18 protein-coding genes and 2 pseudogenes are annotated in these 17,743 nt (G+C 71.6%); 9 read left to right on the top strand and 11 right to left on the bottom strand.

All coding sequences use genetic code 11. From position 1 onward, the window contains the following. Positions 1-26 precede the first annotated feature (26 nt). Entirely contained in the window at positions 27-191 is a 165-nt protein-coding gene (locus BJ975_RS10690) for a DUF5302 domain-containing protein (RefSeq protein ID WP_269306044.1), read from the top strand. 119 nt (positions 192-310) lie between these two features. Here BJ975_RS10690 and gdhA read toward each other — a convergent pair whose 3' ends face one another. The 3 genes from gdhA to BJ975_RS10675 all read right to left on the bottom strand — a co-directional run bounded on the left by gdhA (position 311) and on the right by BJ975_RS10675 (position 5,989). Further along, positions 311-1,648 (bottom strand): NADP-specific glutamate dehydrogenase, encoded by a 1,338-nt coding sequence (gene gdhA, locus BJ975_RS10685; RefSeq protein WP_223303462.1) that lies wholly within the window; start codon positions 1,646-1,648, stop codon positions 311-313. A 231-nt stretch (positions 1,649-1,879) separates the two neighbouring features. Then, positions 1,880-2,833 (bottom strand): NAD(P)H-dependent flavin oxidoreductase, encoded by a 954-nt coding sequence (locus tag BJ975_RS10680; RefSeq protein ID WP_179425712.1) that lies wholly within the window; start codon positions 2,831-2,833, stop codon positions 1,880-1,882. 84 nt (positions 2,834-2,917) lie between these two features. Further along, the gene (locus BJ975_RS10675) at positions 2,918-5,989 is read right to left on the bottom strand and encodes an efflux RND transporter permease subunit (protein ID WP_179425710.1); all 3,072 of its coding nucleotides are present in this window, start codon (positions 5,987-5,989) and stop codon (positions 2,918-2,920) included. Between the two features lie 139 nt (positions 5,990-6,128). Between BJ975_RS10675 and BJ975_RS10670 the strand changes: the two genes are divergently transcribed. The 3 genes from BJ975_RS10670 to BJ975_RS10660 are packed head-to-tail and all read left to right on the top strand — an operon-like array spanning position 6,129 to position 9,288. After that, positions 6,129-7,067 carry a crotonase/enoyl-CoA hydratase family protein gene (locus BJ975_RS10670; RefSeq protein WP_218845841.1) on the top strand — a complete coding sequence of 313 codons (939 nt, stop codon included), beginning with the start codon at positions 6,129-6,131 and terminating at the stop codon, positions 7,065-7,067. Further along, a complete protein-coding gene (locus tag BJ975_RS10665) occupies positions 7,064-8,668 on the top strand; it encodes a class I adenylate-forming enzyme family protein (protein WP_179425708.1) in 1,605 nt (534 codons plus the stop codon). The genes BJ975_RS10670 and BJ975_RS10665 overlap by 4 nt, the downstream gene beginning before the upstream one ends. A gap of 38 nt (positions 8,669-8,706) precedes the next feature. Then, positions 8,707-9,288: a TetR/AcrR family transcriptional regulator gene (locus tag BJ975_RS10660; protein ID WP_179428224.1), complete on the top strand. Its 582-nt coding sequence runs from the start codon at positions 8,707-8,709 to the stop codon at positions 9,286-9,288. Position 9,289: 1 nt separating this feature from the next. Here BJ975_RS10660 and BJ975_RS10655 read toward each other — a convergent pair whose 3' ends face one another. From BJ975_RS10655 to BJ975_RS10635, 6 genes and pseudogenes are all read right to left on the bottom strand, one after another. Further along, entirely contained in the window at positions 9,290-9,988 is a 699-nt protein-coding gene (locus tag BJ975_RS10655; protein ID WP_179425706.1) for a GAF and ANTAR domain-containing protein, read from the bottom strand. Between the two features lie 38 nt (positions 9,989-10,026). Further along, positions 10,027-10,707 carry a sigma-70 family RNA polymerase sigma factor gene (locus tag BJ975_RS10650; RefSeq protein WP_179425704.1) on the bottom strand — a complete coding sequence of 227 codons (681 nt, stop codon included), beginning with the start codon at positions 10,705-10,707 and terminating at the stop codon, positions 10,027-10,029. Between the two features lie 95 nt (positions 10,708-10,802). Continuing rightward, positions 10,803-11,024: pseudogene (locus BJ975_RS16785) on the bottom strand (DUF72 domain-containing protein); the annotation flags it as partial. Between the two features lie 82 nt (positions 11,025-11,106). Next, positions 11,107-11,214 (bottom strand): annotated as a pseudogene (locus BJ975_RS16780) (DUF72 domain-containing protein); the annotation flags it as partial. 135 nt (positions 11,215-11,349) lie between these two features. Further along, positions 11,350-12,849, bottom strand: coding sequence for an FAD-dependent oxidoreductase (locus BJ975_RS10640; protein WP_179425702.1), 1,500 nt, complete (start codon positions 12,847-12,849; stop codon positions 11,350-11,352). A 7-nt stretch (positions 12,850-12,856) separates the two neighbouring features. Beyond that, complete coding sequence (locus tag BJ975_RS10635) at positions 12,857-13,021, bottom strand: hypothetical protein (RefSeq protein WP_179425700.1); 165 nt, start codon at positions 13,019-13,021, stop codon at positions 12,857-12,859. Positions 13,022-13,170: 149 nt separating this feature from the next. Between BJ975_RS10635 and BJ975_RS10630 the strand changes: the two genes are divergently transcribed. From BJ975_RS10630 to BJ975_RS10610, 5 genes are read left to right on the top strand one after another with little or no spacing between them, the layout of a single operon-like run. Continuing rightward, a complete protein-coding gene (locus BJ975_RS10630) occupies positions 13,171-14,148 on the top strand; it encodes an iron-containing redox enzyme family protein (protein ID WP_223303413.1) in 978 nt (325 codons plus the stop codon). Further along, complete coding sequence (locus BJ975_RS10625) at positions 14,148-14,363, top strand: CDGSH iron-sulfur domain-containing protein (protein ID WP_179425699.1); 216 nt, start codon at positions 14,148-14,150, stop codon at positions 14,361-14,363. Before BJ975_RS10630 ends, BJ975_RS10625 begins: the two co-directional genes overlap by 1 nt. Then, positions 14,356-15,219 carry an SDR family oxidoreductase gene (locus tag BJ975_RS10620; RefSeq protein ID WP_179425697.1) on the top strand — a complete coding sequence of 288 codons (864 nt, stop codon included), beginning with the start codon at positions 14,356-14,358 and terminating at the stop codon, positions 15,217-15,219. Before BJ975_RS10625 ends, BJ975_RS10620 begins: the two co-directional genes overlap by 8 nt. Continuing rightward, on the top strand, positions 15,219-15,884 hold the full coding sequence (locus BJ975_RS10615) for an RsmD family RNA methyltransferase (RefSeq protein WP_179425695.1): 666 nt from the start codon (positions 15,219-15,221) through the stop codon (positions 15,882-15,884). The genes BJ975_RS10620 and BJ975_RS10615 overlap by 1 nt, the downstream gene beginning before the upstream one ends. Then, positions 15,859-16,095, top strand: coding sequence for a hypothetical protein (locus tag BJ975_RS10610; protein ID WP_179425693.1), 237 nt, complete (start codon positions 15,859-15,861; stop codon positions 16,093-16,095). Before BJ975_RS10615 ends, BJ975_RS10610 begins: the two co-directional genes overlap by 26 nt. A 17-nt stretch (positions 16,096-16,112) precedes the next feature. On the opposite strand, the gene BJ975_RS10605 is transcribed toward BJ975_RS10610, so the two are convergent. Both BJ975_RS10605 and BJ975_RS10600 read right to left on the bottom strand, forming a co-directional pair. Then, positions 16,113-16,982, bottom strand: a complete 870-nt coding sequence (locus tag BJ975_RS10605; protein ID WP_317628342.1) for an RNA polymerase sigma-70 factor — start codon at positions 16,980-16,982, stop codon at positions 16,113-16,115. Continuing rightward, positions 16,979-17,548 carry a carboxymuconolactone decarboxylase family protein gene (locus BJ975_RS10600; RefSeq protein WP_179425689.1) on the bottom strand — a complete coding sequence of 190 codons (570 nt, stop codon included), beginning with the start codon at positions 17,546-17,548 and terminating at the stop codon, positions 16,979-16,981. Before BJ975_RS10600 ends, BJ975_RS10605 begins: the two co-directional genes overlap by 4 nt. Between the last annotated feature and the right edge of the window lie 195 nt (positions 17,549-17,743).

Below are 17,743 nucleotides of genomic sequence, written 5' to 3'. Positions count from 1 at the left end.
GTTGGACACGACCTGAGGAGGCCGCAGTGACCGATTCCGACGACATGAAGGCCAAGTTCCGCGAGGCGCTCGACAAGAAGAAGCACCGTCACCACGCCACGGCCGAGGGGGCCGAGCACGACGGCAGCGAGAAGTCCCACGGCTCCAGCAAGCCGATCGAGCAGCCGGAGTTCCGCCGCAAGGCGACCTGAGCCACGGCTCCGCCGCGCGAGATGTGTAGCGGCATCCACCGATTTCCGGCGGATCCACCCCGAAAAGGGTGGACAACGCTACACATCTCGCGTCCGGGACGGACGACTTCCGTCGGGTCTCAGATGACGCCGAGGGCCAGCATTGCGTCCGCGACCTGCGTGAAGCCGGCGATGTTGGCGCCCGCGACGTAGTTGCCCGGCGTGCCGTACTCGTCGGCGGTCTCGAGGCAGCGGTCGTGGATGCCGCGCATCGTCTCGGCGAGGCGCTCCTCGGTGTACTCGAACGACCAGCGGTCGCGCGAGGCGTTCTGCTGCATCTCCAGCGCGCTCGTCGCGACGCCGCCGGCGTTCGCGGCCTTGCCGGGCGCGAAGGTGATGCCGGACTCGCCGAACGCCTTGATCGCCTCGGGCGTGCAGGGCATGTTCGCGCCCTCGGCCACGATCGTGCAGCCGTTCTGCGCCAGCGTCTTCGCGTCGGTCTCGTCGAGCTCGTTCTGCGTGGCGCACGGCAGGGCGATGTCGCACGGCACGTGCCAGATCGAGGAGTCGCTCACGAAGTGCGCGCCGTCGCGGCCCTCGGCGTACTCGCTGATGCGGGCGCGGCGCACCTCCTTGACGTCCTTGAGCAGCTCGAGGTCGATGCCGTTCTCGTCGACGACGTAGCCGCTGGAGTCCGAGCAGGCCACGACCGTGGCGCCGAGCTGCTGCAGCTTCTCGACCGCGTAGGTCGCCACGTTGCCCGAGCCCGACACGACGACGCGCTTGCCGTCGAACGACTCGCCGCGGGTGCGCAGGATCTCGCCGGCGAAGAACACCGTGCCGTAGCCGGTGGCCTCGGTGCGCACGAGCGACCCGCCCCACGTGATGCCCTTGCCCGTGAGGACGCCGGACTCGTAGCGGTTGGTGATGCGCTTGTACTGGCCGAACAGGAAGCCGATCTCACGGCCACCCACGCCGATGTCGCCCGCGGGCACGTCGGTGTACTCGCCGATGTGGCGGTAGAGCTCGGTCATGAAGGCCTGGCAGAAGCGCATGATCTCGCCCTCGGAGCGGCCCTTGGGGTCGAAGTCCGAGCCGCCCTTGCCGCCGCCGATCGGCATGCCGGTGAGGGAGTTCTTGAAGATCTGCTCGAAGCCGAGGAACTTGACGATGCCCAGGTAGACGCTGGGGTGGAACCGCAGGCCGCCCTTGTACGGGCCGAGCGCGGAGTTGAACTCGACGCGGAAGCCACGGTTGATCTGCACGTTGCCCTGGTCGTCGACCCACGGGACACGGAAGATGATCTGGCGCTCGGGCTCGCAGACGCGGCGGATGACGGCGGCGTCGGTGTACTGCGGGTGCTTGCTGACCACGGGGTTGAGGCTGTCCAGCACCTCGCGCACGGCTTGGTGGAACTCGGTCTCACCGGGGTTGCGGTGCAGGACTTCGTCGTAGATCGTCCCGAGGCTCTCGTGCAAGGTCACCAGGCTTCATTCCCGTCTGCTTTGTTACGTTCAGATTTCGTGGCGTGCGGGACCAAGCCTGCCTTACGGGTTCCGCTGACGGCCCCCGGGGCCCATCTGCGTCGGGGTGCGCGCAGGAAAGAAGATTCCCCGGTTAACAGGGGAATCCCTCACGATGCGGGGGGAGCCTCCCCCGCATCGTGCAGGAAGACCCGGTTAACCGGGGAATCGTGTGACGGCTGAGACTCAGGCCGGGACGGCGGCGAGGAGGTCGCGGCGGGCCTCGTCGTACTCGCGGACGAGGCGGGCGACGAGGTCGGCCGTGGGCACGGTCGCGTCGACGACGCCGAGGCCCTGGCCGGCGCCCCAGATGTCCTTCCAGGCCTTCGCGTCGGTGGTGCCGCCCGAGCCGAAGTCCATCGTCGACGGATCGCCGGCGGGGAGGTTGCGCGGGTCGAGCCCGGCGGCCTCGATGCTGCCGCGGAGGTAGTTGCCGTGCACGCCGGTGAACAGGTCGGAGTAGACGATGTCGTCGGCCGAGCTCTCGACGATCATCTGCTTGTAGCCGTCGACCACGTTGGCCTCCTCGGTGGCCAGGAAGGCCGAGCCGACGTAGGCGAGATCGGCGCCGGCGGCCTGCGCGGCCAGCACCGAGCGGCCGTGCGCGATCGAGCCCGAGAGCGCGAGCGGTCCGTCGAACCACTGGCGGATCTCCTGCACGAGGGCGAAGGGGGAGAGGGTGCCGGCGTGGCCACCCGCGCCCGCGGCCACCGCGATGAGGCCATCGGCGCCCTTCTCGATCGCCTTGTGCGCGAAGCGGTTGTTGATGATGTCGTGCAGCACGATGCCGCCGTAGGAGTGCACGGCGTCGTTGATCTCGGGGCGGGCGCCCAGCGAGGTGATGACGATCGGCACCTGGTGCTCGACGATCGTGGCCATGTCCTCCTCGAGGCGGTTGTTCGAGCGGTGCACGATCTGGTTCACCGCGAACGGGGCGGCGTCGGTGCCGGCGAGCTCGGACTCGATGCGGTCGAGCCAGTCGTTCAGCAGCGACGCCGGGCGCGCGTTGAGGGCGGGGAACGAGCCGACGACGCCGGCCTTGCACTGCTCGATGACCAGCTCGGGACCCGAGGCGATGAACATCGGGGACGCCATCACCGGGATGGACAGACGGTTCTCGAGGACGGTGGGCAGGGACATGGGGTGACCTCCGGGCCGGGACTCATGCAACTCGTTGCATACAACGATTTGCATACTAGCCGCGACCCGGAGCCACCACAACCGTCAGACCGCGGTAGGGCGCGCGGCGCGACGCTCGCGGCGCCGCTCCTTGCGCGTGCGCCAGCGCTCGACCACGAGGTAGAGCACCGGGACCAGGATCAGCGTGAGCAAGGTCGAGCTGGCCAGGCCGCCGATCACGACGATCGCGAGTGGCTGGCTGATGAACGCACTGCCGCCCGTGACGCCGAGCGCCATCGGGGTCAGGGCGCAGATCGTGGCGAGGGCCGTCATGACGATCGGGCGGACGCGGTGGCGCGAGCCCTCGCGGACCGCCTCCTCGGCTGAGGCGCCCTGGCGCCGGTACTGGTTCACCAGATCGATCAGCACGATCGCGTTGGTGACCACGATGCCGATCAGCATGAGCATGCCGATGAGCGACGGGACGCCGAGCGGCACGCCGGTGATGACGAGCAGCAGGACAGCGCCGGTGGCGGCGAACGGGATCGACACCAGCAGCAGGAACGGCTGGATGAGGCTCTTGAACGTCGCCACCATGACGATGTAGACGATCGCGATCGCCAGCAGCAGTGCGATGCCGAGCTGGGCGAAGGCCTCGGCCTGGTCGGCGGACACGCCGCCGACGGTGGCCTCGGCGCCCTCCGGGAGGTCGACGCCGTCGATCGCCTTCGCGATGGACGAGTTCACGGTGCCCAGGTCGTCGCCCTCGGGCGTGACCGAGACCGTGATCGAGCGGTCGCCGTCCTGGCGCGTGACCGACACGGGCAGCGCGACCTGCTCGACCTCGGCGACGTCGCCCAGGGTGGCGTCGCCGAACGGTAGCCGGCGCAGCTCCTCGACCGAGGTGGGCACCTCGCCGCCCGGCAGGACGACCACGTCGGTCTGCGCGCCGGTGAGCACGACGCTGCCCAACGGCGTGGGACCGGTGAGCGACGACACGGCCTGGCTGATCTGCTGCTCGCTCACGCCGAGCGTGCGGCCGACCTGGTTGAGGGTGACGGTGATCGTCGGCTGGGCGGCCTGCGCGTTGGAGGACACGTCGGACGCGCCGTCGACGTCCGTGAGCGCCTCGAGCACCTGCGCGGCGGCGTCGTCGAGCGAGGCCGGGTCGTCGGAGGTGACGACGACGTCGATCGTGGAGGAGCCGCCCATCGCGGCCGCGGCACTGATCTGCACCGTGCCGACGTCCCGCAGCTCGTCGAGCCGCGCGGAGACCTCGTCCTGGAGGGCCTCCTGGTCGGCGTCCTCGTCGGTGGTGACGGCGAAGTTGGCGTCGCCGCCCCCGCCGAAGAGCGCGGCCAGGCCGTCGCCCGAGCCGATCGTGGCCTGGACGGTGTCGACGCCGTCGACCGAGGTCAGCGCGTCCTCGACCTTCTGCGCGGCGGTGTCGATCGCGGCGAGCGAGGCGCCGGGCTCGAGCGACTGCACGACCGTGAACGTGTTCTGGCCGGAGTTGCCCAGGAAGTTCGTCTTCATGAACGGCGTGAGCGCCATCGAGCCGACGAAGAGGACGGCCGCGAGGACCAGCGTGACGAGGCGGTGGCGCAGCGCCCAGTCGATGACCGGGACGTAGCCGCGCTGCAGCAGCGTGCGGCGCTCCTTCTCCTGGGCGGCGGCCTCGACGGCGACGGGGTCGACCTCGCCCTGGCGCTCGCGCAGGAACCAGTAGGCCAGCACCGGCACGATCGTGAGCGCCACGAGCAGCGAGGACAGCATCGCCAGCGCGACGGTGAACGCGAACGGGCGGAAGAGCTCGCCGACCTGCCCGCCGACCAGGCCGATGGGCAGGAAGACCGCCACCGTGGCCAGGGTCGAGGCGGTGATCGCCGAGGCGACCTCGCGGGTGCCGGTGAGCACCGCCTCGGACTTCCGCGTGCCGTAGGAGAGGTGTCGCTTGATGTTCTCGATCACCACGATCGAGTCGTCGACCACGCGGCCGATCGCGACGGTGATGGCGCCGAGGGTCAGGATGTTGAGCGAGTAGCCGAAGACCAGCAGGCCGACGAACGTGACCAGCAGGCTGAGCGGGATCGAGATCGCGGTGACGATCGTGGAGCGCAGCGACGCCAGGAACACCAGGATCACGACGACCGCGAAGACCAGGCCCAGCAGGCCCTCGGTGGTGAGGTCCTCGATCGACTTCTCGATGAAGGGCGCCTGGTCGAACACGACGTCGACCGACGTGCCCTCGCCGAGTGCCGTGCCGGCCTCGTCGACGGCGTCGGCCACCGCGTGCGAGATGTCGACGGTGTTGCCGTCGGGTGTCTTGGTGATCGCGAGACCGATGCTGGGGTTGCCGTCGGTGCGCGAGATCGAGGTGGCGGCCTTCTCGGCGAGGCGGACGCGCGCGACGTCGCCCAGCGTGGTGCCGGGGCTGCCCGCGAGGGGGAGTGCGGCGATGTCCTTCACGTCCTGCAGCTCGCTGCCGACCTGGACGCTGAGGGTGGTGGTGTCGTCGGTGACGGCGCCGGCGGGCAGCAGCGAGCCGTTCTGCTGCAGCGTGGTGGCGATGTCGCCGGCGTTCGCCTTCGCGGCGGCGAGCGCGGCGGGCTGGATCGTGAGCTGCACCTGGTCGACCGGTCCACCCGAGACGGTGACGTCGCGGACGCCGGCGATGTCGTCGAGCAGCGGGACGAGCTCCTCGTCGACCTTCGACGTGAGGTCGGCCAGGTCGGCGCCCTCGCCCGAGACCGATAGCTGCACGATCGGGATGTCGGCGATGCTGCCCGCGATCACGAGGGGCTCGACGTCGTCGGGCAGGCCCGCCAGCGCGGAGCCGAGGCTGCTCTCGAGGCGCTGGCGCGCGTAGGCGGTGTCGGTGCCGTAGTCGAGCGTGACCATGACGATCGAGCTGCCCGGGGTGGACGTCGACTGGATCGACTCCACGCCTTCCAGCGACTTCGCGGCCGAGTCGACCTTCTGGGTGACCTGCGCGTCCACGACGTCGGCGGAGGCACCGGGGTACTGCGACACCACGATGACGGCCGGGAACTCCAGAGCCGGGATCAGCTCCTGCTTCAGCTGGGTCACGGAGTAGACGCCGGCGATGGAGGCGACCACGGTGACCAGCGCGATGAGGGCGCGGTTGGCCATGCTGAAGCGAGCGAACAGATTCACGGAACTCCTCGAGACGCGTTCGCCGGGCGCGAACACTGAAGTGTTGCACCCCACTACGACAGCCGGACCAAGCGCGGGCGACGCGACGGCGACGAGTGATCGCCGGTGTTGATTGACAGTCCGGACGGACTGTGAAATCGTGACGGCGACCACACACCCCGAGAAGGAGCTGAGCGTGCCTTTCACCGGCCACACCGTGCGCTACGAGACCCGCGACCGCCGCGCCTACATCACCCTCGACCGCCCCGAGCGCCTCAACGCCATCACCGCCGAGATGGCCCGCGAGATCCACGCCGCCGTCGACGAGGCGAACGCCGATCCCGAGGTGCGCGTCATCGTCCTGCAGGGGAGCGGCCGCTCGTTCTGCTCGGGCTACGACCTGAAGGTGTACGCCGAGGGCGGCATCGACCACCAGGGGGAGGTCTGGGACCCGATCCAGGACTTCCAGATGATGAAGGCCAACACCGACCACTTCTTCTCCCTGTGGCGCTCGGCCAAGCCGACGATCGCCAAGGTGCAGGGCCACGCGGTGGCGGGCGGCAGCGACATCGCGCTCTCGTGCGACCTCGTCGTGATGGCCGAGGACGCGCAGATCGGCTACATGCCGGCGCGGATCTGGGGCTGCCCGACGACCGCGATGTGGGTGTACCGGCTCGGTGCCGAGCGGGCGAAGCGCATGCTGCTCACGGGCGACACGATCAACGGCGCGCAGGCCAAGGAGTGGGGCCTGGTGATCGACGCCGTCCCCGCCGACGAGCTCGACGCCGCGGTGGAGCGGCTGGCCGAGCGGATGGCCGGCGTCCCGATCAACCAGCTCGTCATGCAGAAGCTCATGGTCAACCAGGCGCTGGACAACATGGGCCTGCAGAGCACCCAGAACATGGCCGTCCTGTTCGACGGCATCACGCGGCACTCGCCCGAGGGCCGGTGGTTCGTGGACTTCGCGAAGGAGCACGGCTTCGGTGCCGCGGTGCAGTGGCGCGACACGGGCCGCTTCATCCCCGACGGCGGCGGAGCGATCCCCACGGCCGACGAGGTCGCGGCGATGCGGCGCGACACGGCGGGCGGCGGCCGATGAGGGCGCTGACCCGGTCGCTGTGGGAGGCCGACACCAGCGAGCCCGTCCTGCCGCTCACCGTCGGCGACCTGCTGCGTGACGGGGCGGGGCAGGCGCCCGACGCGATCGCGCTCGTCTCGGTCGCCCCCGACCGCGACGACCGCGTGTGGACCTACGCCGAGCTGCTGGCCGACGCCGAGCACGCGGCCGCCTGGCTGCTCGAGCGCTTCGAGCCCGGCGAGCACGTCGCCGTCTGGGCACCGAACGTGCCGGAGTGGATCGTGCTCCAGTACGGGGCGGCGCTGGCGGGCCTCGTGCTCGTCACGGCGAACCCCGCGCTGCGCGGCGAGGAGCTGCGCCACGTGCTGGAGGCGTCGGAGGCGGTGGGCGTCTTCCACGTCGACGACTTCCGCGGCACCGACATGGCCACGATCGTGAAGGCCGTGCTGCCGCAGGTGTCGCGGATCCGCGAGGCCGTCGCACTCGGCGGCTGGCTCGAGGACGTCCGCGCCGCCCCGCGCCGCGTGGAGCTGCCGGAGGTCTCGCCGGACTCGCCCACGCAGATCCAGTTCACGTCGGGCACCACGGGCCGCCCGAAGGCCGCGGTCCTCAAGCACGTCGCCATGGTCAACAACGCGCGCTACGTGCGCGAGCGCTGCGACCTGCCGTACGGGGCGACCTACGCCACGGCTCTGCCGCTGTTCCACACCGCCGGCTGCGGCCTGGCCGCGATGGGGACGTTCGGTCAGGGCGGCACGCTCGTGCTGGCCGAGCTCTTCGACCCGTCCCTGCTGCTGACGGCGATCCAGGACCATCGCGTCAAGGGCATCGGTGCGGTCCCGGCGATGCTGCACGCGATGCTCGCCCACCCGGGCCTCGCCGGCTTCGACCTCTCCGCGCTCGACGTCGTGATGTCGGGTGGTGACCTCGTGCCGCCCGTCCTCGTCGACCGCTGGGACGAGGTGTGCGGAGCCCGCTTCAGCGCCGTCTACGGCCAGACCGAGCTGAGCCCGATCGTGTGCCAGACCCGCCCGGACGACGCCCGCGAGGACGCCCTGCACACCGCGGGTCAGCCGCTGCCGAACGTGGACGTCGCGATCCTCGACCCGCGGTCCGGTGAGGTCGTGCCCGTCGGCACGGAGGGCGAGATCTGCGCTCGCGGCTTCCAGGCGATGATCGAGTACCTCGGCCAGCCGGAGGCCACGGCCGAGACGATCGACGCGCGGGGCTGGCTGCACACCGGTGACCTCGGCAGCATGGACGCCCGCGGCTACGTCACCGTGACCGGCCGGATCAAGGACCTCATCATCCGCGGCGGTGAGAACATCTACCCGCGCGAGATCGAGGACGTCCTCGTCACGCACCCGGCACTGGCCTCGGCCGTCGTCGTCGGGCTCGCGGACGCGGCATGGGGCGAGTCGGTCGCGGCCGTGGTGCAGCTCGCGGGCGCCGCGCGTCCCTCGGCGGGCGAGCTCCAGACGTTCCTGCGCGAGCACCTGGCACCGCACAAGACGCCGAAGTCGTGGTTCGTGGCCGATCAGCTGCCGACGAACGCCATGGGCAAGCTGCAGAAGTTCCGTCTTCGCGACCAGATCGCGGCCGGGGAGCTCGCGCAGCTGTGAACACCGCCGCGGAGATTCAGTAACGTGGCGTCGTGTCCATGACCCGCAAGGAGCAGCTCGCCCACACGCGTGAGCGCCTGCTGGACGCCACCGTGGAGTGCCTCGTCACCTACGGGTACGCGGGCACGACGACCCAGCGCATCCAGGACGCCGCGGGGCTCTCCCGTGGCGCCCTGCTGCACCATTTCGGCTCCAAGTCCGAGTTGCTGGTCGCGGCCATTCATCACGTCGCCGACCAACGGTTCGCGATGATCAGCAGCACACTCGAGGAGCTCGAGGACGGTCCGGGTTCGCTGCGGCTGCTCGTCGAGGCGATCCGCGAGGCCATGACCGGTCCGTACTTCCAGGCGGCGCTCGAGCTGTGGTCGGCCTCGCGCACCGACGAGCAGCTGCGGGCCGCTCTGCTGCCGGCCGAGCGTCGGCTCGGCTCTGCGCTGCGCGATCTCTTCCGCCGCCACGCCGGGATCGAGGACCCCGACGAGGAGGCGCTCGCCTTCGAGTCGCTCATGGCCCTCGTTCGCGGGCTGGAGGTCACGCGCAACATGCGCTCCACCTCCGACATGGCCGACCGCGTGGTGGCGGCATGGCTGGATTCGGTCGAACGGGTGCGCCGAGCCTGAGTCAGTCGGACTCGGGCGGCAGCGTGCGCTCGGACACGAGGCGCTCGGCGATGACGCGCAGCTTCGTGTTGGAGTGCTGGGAGTACCGCAGCAGCACCGCGAAGGCCTGCGCGTCGGACAGCGAGAAGCGCTCCATGAGGATGCCCTGCGCCTGGCCGATGAGCTTGCGCGAGTCGATCGCCGCGTTGAGGTTCTGCTCCCGCACGGACGTGGAGATCGCGATGGCCACGTGGCGCGCGAACGCCTCGACCACCGACCGGTCCTCGTCCGTGAACGCGTCGGGATGGGTCGAGTAGACGGTCAGGCTGCCGAAGGCTCGGTCGCGCGTGGACAGCTTCACGCTGACCAGGCTGCGCAGGCCCAGCTCGGCCATGGCCTGCGCCCAGTGCGGCCAGTGCGGCTCGGCGCGGATGTCCGAGACGAGGATGGACTGGGCCTCCTCGATGGCGGCGAGGTCGGGCCCCTCGCCGACCTCGGCCTGGACGGCGCCCGCCTTCTCGACGATGTCGTCCGATCCCGGGACGGTCTCGATCGCTCCCTTCTCGCCGAAGAGCAGGGCGCCCGCGTACTGGGCGCCCACCGCGGTCTTGATGTAGCCGAGCACGGACTCGACGGTCGCTTCGGCCGAGTGCTCCTGATGCATCGACAGGGCCACGTCCGCGAGCTGGTTGATGAGGGGAGTGGTGGTGTCGCCGGTCACGCCCGGATCCTTCCTACAGCCGGTGGAGCTCCTCCATTTTATGCCGCAGCCAGGTCGGGATGCCCGCGGAGCGAGGACAGCACCTTGGACAGCCGGCGCGACACCTGCATCTGGCTGATGCCGAGCCGGTCGGCGATCGCCTGCTGGGTCATCTCGTCGACGTAGCGCCAGTGCAGCAGCTCGCGCGACTCGCGCTCCAGCTCGCGCAGCGGGCGCGCGACCGTGAGCCACTCGTCGACGAACTCGAGGTCGTCGTCCTCGCGCACGAATTCGCGCCGTCCGTGGCTGACGTCGTCCATGGAGTCGGGGTGGAAGCAGCCCCGTGCCGCGGCCGCGTCCCGGAGGTCCTCCGGGGCGACGCCGAGGCGCGCGGCCATCTCGTGGAGGTTCGCCGTCGTCAGCTCGGGCAGCTGCTCGCCGGCGATGAGCGCCTGGATCTCCTGGACCCGGCGCGGGGGTCGCACCATCCAGGCCCGGTCGCGGAAGTGCCGCTTGATCTCGCCCTGGATCGTGGCGGTCGCGAACGGCGGGAACGGGCCCTGAGCGGGGTTGTAGCGCTTCGCCGCCTTGACCAGGGCGAGCCGGGCGACCTGCTCGAGGTCCTCGGCGTCGACGCCGCGGTTGCCGAACCGGCGGGCGAGGGCGGTGGCGAGCGACAGGTGCTCGAGGACGAGGTCCTCGCAGCTCGTCGTGTGGGGGTGGTCGTACAACGCAGTCATGGAGCCTCCGTCGGATCGGGAGAGAACCGGGTGGCTGGGGGTTCAACCGCTTTCAGCCTCACACCGCCCCCGGGGGTCGGCAACCCGAGCGGAGGTCAGCTCGGACGGAGCCGGTGGAGCAGCCGCTCGGCGTCGTGCGGCGCGTGTCCCTCGGAGTCGTTGTCGAAGTACACCTGCACGTCGCGGCCCTCGGCGGACCGCCTGCGACACCACTGCGCCCACGCGTCCAGGGAGGAATCGCTGTAGCGACTGGCGTAGAGGCGGGTGTGGCCGTGGAGGCGCGCGTAGGCGATCGAGCTCGAGGGCAGGTCGAGGACGGGCCAGTCCTTGCGCCAGCACGGCGGCCTCCGCGGTCGTGCGGACGCCGACGAGTCGCAGCAGGTGCGTCACGTAGCGGCTGCCCTTCAGTGCGAACACGAAGTCCTCGGGCACCTCCGAGGCCCAGCGCTCGAAGGTGGTGCGCCGCTGCAGCGAGTAGAACGTGCCGTTGACCTCGACGGCCGTCAGGCGCGACGCGACGTGCTCGAGCTCGCGACGCCGGGCAGGCCCTTCGGGTAGAAGTCGCCGCGCCACCCGTCGTAGCTCCAGCCGCTGACGCCGATCAGGAGGCGCGACACGTCCGCCCCTGAGGCGCTCGCGACGTCAGGACTCCTCCGAGGGCTCGAGCCGCTTGAGCGGCTTCGTCGCGGGACCGTTCAGCACCTCGCCCTCGGGGGAGAAGCGCGAGCCGTGGAGGGGGCAGTCCCACGACTGCTCGTGGTCGTTCCAGCGCAGCACACCGCCGAGGTGGGTGCAGAGCCCGGACACGCGGCAGGTGTCGGTCTCGGAGCGCGACTCGGCGACCACGTGGACGCCCTCGCGGTGCACGCGTCCCTCGCCGGTCTCCAGCGGCGCGTCCGAGCCGGACAGCGCGCGGACGGCGCCGGTGGCGACCTCCTTGGCGACCTTGGCGTTGATCGACGCGCGGCCCTTCACCGACTGCAGCGGCGAGGAGTGGTCGACGACGCTGTCCGCCCAGGGCATCGGGTCGCCGAGCACGTCGTGCGCGATCGCGAGGGCCGCGGCCGTGCCGTTCGTGAAGCCCCACTTGGCGAACCCGGTGGCGAAGCGGATCCGGTCGCCGCCGCGGGGCATCCGCCCGAAGCGGGGCAGCCCGTCGCCAGTGGTGTAGTCCTGCGCGGACCACGCGGCGACCTCGCGAGCGGCGGGGAAGTGCTCGGCGGTCCACGTGCGGATGGCCTCGACGTGCTCGCGCTCGGCCTCGGTGCGCCCGACGCCGTGGCCGAAGCCGCCCACCAGCAGCGCGGGCCGCCCGTCGGCGGTGCGGGCGTCGCGCAGCGACACCGAGGGCGAGCCGGACGACAGCGCCATGATCTGCGGCGGGTCGGCCAGCTCGTAGCCGACGACGTACGACCGCTGGGGCTCGAGATCGCTGAAGGCCAGGCTGCGGTCGAGGATCGGCGAGCCGGTAGCGACGACGAGGGACTCGGCGCGCACCGTGCGGCCGTCCTCGAGGTGCGCCGTCGGCGGACCGACCCAGTCCACGCTCGCGACCCGCGCGTTCTCCACGATCACGCCCTGGTGGGCGCGCAGCTCCGTCGCCAACGCGGACAGGAGCGACCCGGGGTCGACCTGCGCCTGGTCGGCGAGGGTGACCGCGCCGTGCACGTGCACCGGCAGGTCGAGCCCGTCGGACCACTCCACCGGGAGGCCCACGGACTGCGCGGCGACGAACTCGGCGCGCGCCCGCGAGGTCTCGTTCGGGCTGGCGGCGAAGGTGGCTGCGGCGCGGCGGTCGATGCGGACGTCGTGGGCCGTGGCAAAGTCGACCAGCCAGTCGAAGCCGGCCCGGTTCATCTCGACGTAGGACTGCACGACGTCGCGCGAGTGCTGCTCCAGCAGCGTGGACAGGCGCGTGCCCTGCAGCAGCGAGACCTTGGCCGAGCTGTGCCCGGTGGAGCCGGCGCCGACGTAGCGGGCCTCGACCACGCAGACCCGCCGGCCCGCGCGGGCCAGCAGGACGGCGGTGGTGAGGCCAACCACCCCGGCGCCGACGACGAGGTCGTCGCAGGCGTCGGGGAGCGTGTCGGAGCCCGCGACCTCCGCGGGCACGAGCCAGAGGGGTCGGTTGTCGTCGGTCATCGGCGCCTCAGGCCAGCCCGTCGCGCTCGAGGAGCTGCTGCTGGACGTCCTGGTTCGGCGCGGCGTCGACCGCGTCGTGCGGCGGGTCGTCCGGCTCGGTCGGGTCGGGCTGCGTCGACGGGTCGTCGGGATCGGGGCCCTCGGCGGGAGCGTCAGGGTGCGGTGTGCTCATGGATCCTCCTCAGTTTCGACGGTCGAGGTTCACGTACCCGACTCGCGCGGTTCCATGCGCCGGGGCACGATGGGCGCGCGGTGCGCATGAGGCGCGCTCCGGGGGGTACCCCCACCGTGTCCCCCCGTTGCAGATCGAAAGGACCACGGATGCCATCAGCCGTCATCACCGGAAGTGGGCCGACCACGTCGACCCTGCCGCAGCCTCGTGGCGACCTGAGTGCCGCGACCGTCGCGGCCCTCACCGGGGCGATGCCGTGGGACCGGATCCCGCGGGTCCGCCCGTCGAGCGAGGAGGACGGGCTGCTGACGGCCTGGATCGCGCACGAGCTGCACCACCGCGGCTTCGCCGACGTGCAGGACGCGGAGTGGACGCCGGAGCTCATCGCCGTGCGCAACGAGGTCGAGCGCGACCTGGAGGCGCGACTGCGTGAGCGCGCCGTGGGTCGCCTGCCCGAGTCCGCCGATCCCGACGTCCTGCTCGAGTACGTGCGCAACGACGACGGGCCGTCGCTGGCCGCGCACGTGCAGCGCTCCGCCACGGCGGAGCAGGTCCGCGAGCTGCTCTGGTATCGGTCGATCTACCACCTCAAGGAGGCCGACCCGACCGCGTGGACCGTCGCACGGCTGCCCGGTCCGGCGCGCGCGGCGCTGGCCGAGCTCCAGTACGACGAGTACGGCGGCGGTCGTCCCGAGCGGCTCCACGCGCACCTGTTCGCCGAGGGCATGCGCGCCCTCGGCCTCGACACCCGCGAGGGCGCAGCGATCGACGACGTGCCGGTCGAGGTGCTCGAGATGAACGTGACCCTGACGATGTTCGGCCTCCAGCGCCGGCTGCGCGGGGCCTCCGTGGGCCACCTCGTGGCGTTCGAGGCCTCCAGCTCGGGACCGTCGCGCCGGATGGCGCGCGGCCTGCGGCGGCTGGGCCTGCCGGAGGAGATCGCGGCCTACTACGACGAGCACGTCGAGGCCGACGCCGTGCACGAGCAGACCGCCGCGCGGTTCATCGCCGGCGCGCTGGTCGAGGCCGAGCCGCACCTGGCCGAGGACGTCGCGTTCGGCGTCTTCACGTGCCTGGACCAGGAGAGCCGGTTCGCCACGGCGATGTTCGACAAGTGGGGGATCTGATGTCGCGCCGCGTCGATCTGAGCGTGTGCCCCAACGGACCCCTGCTCATCCGCGGGGACATCGGCGTGCGCGCCCCCGACGGCGAGATCCACCGCACCGAGAGACCCGTCAGCGCCGTGTGCCGGTGCGGCAAGTCCGCGTCGCTGCCCTGGTGCGACGCGACCCACCAGGCGATCAGGACCCGATTCGACGACGAAGGAGAGTCCCATGAGTGAGGACCAGAGCGGCTTCCCGCCGCAGCAGCAGGAGCCCCCGGGCCGCACCGACGTGATGGAGCCCGTGCCCGACCACGGCGAGGAGAGCTACGTCGGCACCGGCCGGCTGGAGGGCCGCAAGGCCCTCATCACCGGCGGCGACTCCGGCATCGGTCGTGCGGTCGCGATCGCGTACGCCCGCGAGGGCGCCGATGTCGCGTTCACCTACATGCCCGAGGAGGTCGAGGACGCCCGCGAGACGTCGCGCCTCGTCGAGGAGGCCGGCCGCACCTGCCTGGCCATCGAAGCCGACCTGCGCGACAGCGCCACGTGCGACCGCGTCATCGCCCACGCCCACGACGGCCTCGGGGGCCTCGACATCCTCGTCAACAACGCCGGCTACCAGATGGCGCGCGACGAGGGCCTGGAGCAGATGGACGACGAGCGCCTCGAGCGCACCTACACGACCAACGTGCTGGCCCTGCTGTGGCTCACCCGCGCCGCGCTGGCGCACCTGGGTCGTGGCTCGTGCATCATCAACAACACGTCGATCCAGGCGTACGAGCCGTCGACGAGCCTGCTGGACTACGCCTCCACGAAGGCCGCGATCAACAACCTCACGGTGAACCTCGCGGCCGAGCTCGGCCCGCGGGGGATCCGCGTGAACGCGGTCGCGCCCGGCCCGATCTGGACGCCGCTGCAGCCCGCGACGCAGCCCGTGGAGAAGCTCGAGCAGTTCGGCTCGGACACGCCGCTGGGTCGCGCGGGCCAGCCCGCCGAGGTGGCGCCGGCGTTCGTGTTCCTGGCGTCGGAGACGGACGCGAGCTACGTCTCGGGGACCGTCCTGGGCGTCACCGGCGGAAAGCCGGTCTTCTGATGCTCCAGGCCACCGAGCCCGAGGCGCGGTCGACCACGTTCGGCGGCCGGTCGATCGGCTACGACGAGCGGGTGCTGACGCCCCGCCCCTGGACGGAGGCGCAGTCGGCCTGGGCCCGCGAGTGGCTCGACCGCGTGCCGGCCGGTCCCGTGCTCGAGGTCTGCGCGGGGGCGGGTCACATCGGCCTGCTCGCCGTGGCCGGCACCGGAAGGCACCTCGTCCAGGTCGACGCCGACCTGCACGCCTGCGTGTGGGCCTCGCGCAACGCGCGGGCGTGGGGCGTGGACTCCGACATCCGTCACGGCGGGATGTCGGAGGTGCTGCTGCCCGACGAGCGCTTCGCCCTGGTCATCGCCGACCCGCCGTACCTGACCTCGGACGGCGTCGGGCAGTTCCCGGAGGACCCGCTGACCGCGATCGACGGGGGCGCCGACGGACTCGACCTCGCGCGCGAGTGCCTGACCGTGATCGCCCGGCACCTGTGCCGCGGCGGCGTCGGCCTGCTCCAGCTGCGCGACGAGGGGCAGGGACGCGATCTCGAGTCCGACGCGGCCGAGCGCGGCCTCACGATCGCCGAGAGCCGGCAGCTCGACGGCGGCGCCGTCCTGCTGCTGCACCGCACCACCGATGGAGGACAGCATGGACAGCACGCCGAAGACCGGTGACCAGGCGGAGGGCAAGGCCGCGGAGCTGGCCGACGAGCTCACCGTGGACCCGCAGCACGCGAGCGTCTCGGAGCCGGGCGGGAACGAGCAGGAGGCCGGCACGGAGACGGTGCCCGGCGTCGAGGGCCCCGCGGGGGTTCCCGACCTGCCGACGCCCGACGACCCCGGCACCGGCGGCCCCGGCGACGAGGGCGAGGACGACGACGCCTGACCGTCCGCCCCCGCGGCTCAGCTCCGGCTGAGCCGCACGGGGCCGGTCGCCCCGAGCTTGTCGGGATTGCGCACGATGTTCATCGTGACGACGACCCCGTCCTGCACCACCGCGGTCGCGATCGCGGTGATCGCGCCGGCCTGACGGGTGACGAGGCCCAGCTCGCCGTTGATCCACGCGGCCTCGACGACGACGTCGTCGGGCATGACGCCCGCGAGGAACCGCAGCACCTTGTCGCGTCCGACGATCGGGCGCCGGGCCGCGCTGACCTTGCCGCCGCCGTCGGACACCAGCACCACGTCGGGGGAGATGACGTCCAGCAGCTGCTGGAGGTCGCCCTCGGCGATCGCGCGCTGGAACCGCGCCACCACCTCGGTGCGCTCGCGCGGTGTCACCTGCACGCGCGGCCGGCGCGCGGCCACGTGCGCCCGTGCCCGCCGCGCGATCTGGCGCACCGTGGCGGGCGTGCGGTTGACCGCGGCGGCGATCTCCTCGTAGGGGACGTCGAAGACCTCACGCAGCACGAACACCGCCCGCTCGGTCTCGCCGAGGGTCTCCAGCACGAGCAGCATCGCCGTGGAGACCGAGTCGGCCAGGGCCACGTCGTCGGCGACGTCGGGCGCGGTGACGAGCGGCTCGGGCAGCCACGGCCCGACGTACGACTCGCGCCGACGCGCCAGCGTGCGCAGGCGGTTGAGGGCCAGGCGCGTCGTGATCCGCACGAGGTAGGCGCGCGGGTCGTGGACGTCCTCGCGGTCCTCGGCGCTCCAGCGCAGCCACGTCTCCTGCACGACGTCCTCGGCGTCGGCGGCCGAGCCGAGCATCTCGTAGGCGACCGTGAACAGCAGCGCGCGGTGCGCCGTGAACTCGTCGAGGACGGACGTCACCGCACGTCCGCCAGCGGCAGCTCGCACACGTCGCTGAAGCCCTGGCTGGCCAGGCCGGCGGCCAGGTTGAAGCGCGAGCGCTGGTTCTCCACGGCCACCATCATCGTGAGCTCGACGAGCGCCTGCTCGCCCAGGGCCGCGCGCAGCCCGGATACCTGCTCGTCGGTGACCGTCGGCGGGGTCGCGGTCATCGCCTCGGCGTAGGCCATGACGTCGCGCTCGAGGTCGGTGAAGGCGTCCGACTCGCGCCACCGCGGGACCTCGCGCACCTTCTGCTCGTCGAGGCCCTCGTCGTGGGCCAGGTAGTAGCCGAAGTCGAGGCACCAGCTGCAGCCGATGCTCGCGGCCGAGGCCATCACGGCGTACGACTTCAGGTGCGGGTCGAGAGCGTCCCACGTCGCGACGCGGCGCTCCCACGCCAGCACTGCGCGCAGCACCTTGCGGTGGTTCCACAGCACGGGCACGAGGTCGGGCACGCGGCCGTACATCCGGCGCGCTGCGGCGCTCACGACGCGCGCGGCGGGGGAGTCCATCGGGGCGGCGGGGATGCGGAACGTGCTGGGCATGGTGTCTCCTTCATCGGACCTCGGCGAGGTCGTCCGACATCAAGACACCGGCCGCGACCGATCCGTGACACCCGGCGCTCGACGGCCGCTCGCGCCGCCCGACCTGGCGCCGCGGCTTGGCTGGCAGAGCGGTGAGTCGTCAACCCCATGGCAGCCTGATTCGGTTGGTGACTCACCGCCGCTCGGCGGGAAGGG

This window comes from Aeromicrobium tamlense (assembly GCF_013408555.1).
GTDB classification, from domain to species: Bacteria; Actinomycetota; Actinomycetes; order Propionibacteriales; family Nocardioidaceae; genus Aeromicrobium; species Aeromicrobium tamlense.
The sequence above is the reverse complement of the archived record's forward strand: the minus strand, read 5'-3'. Positions and strand labels throughout refer to the sequence as shown.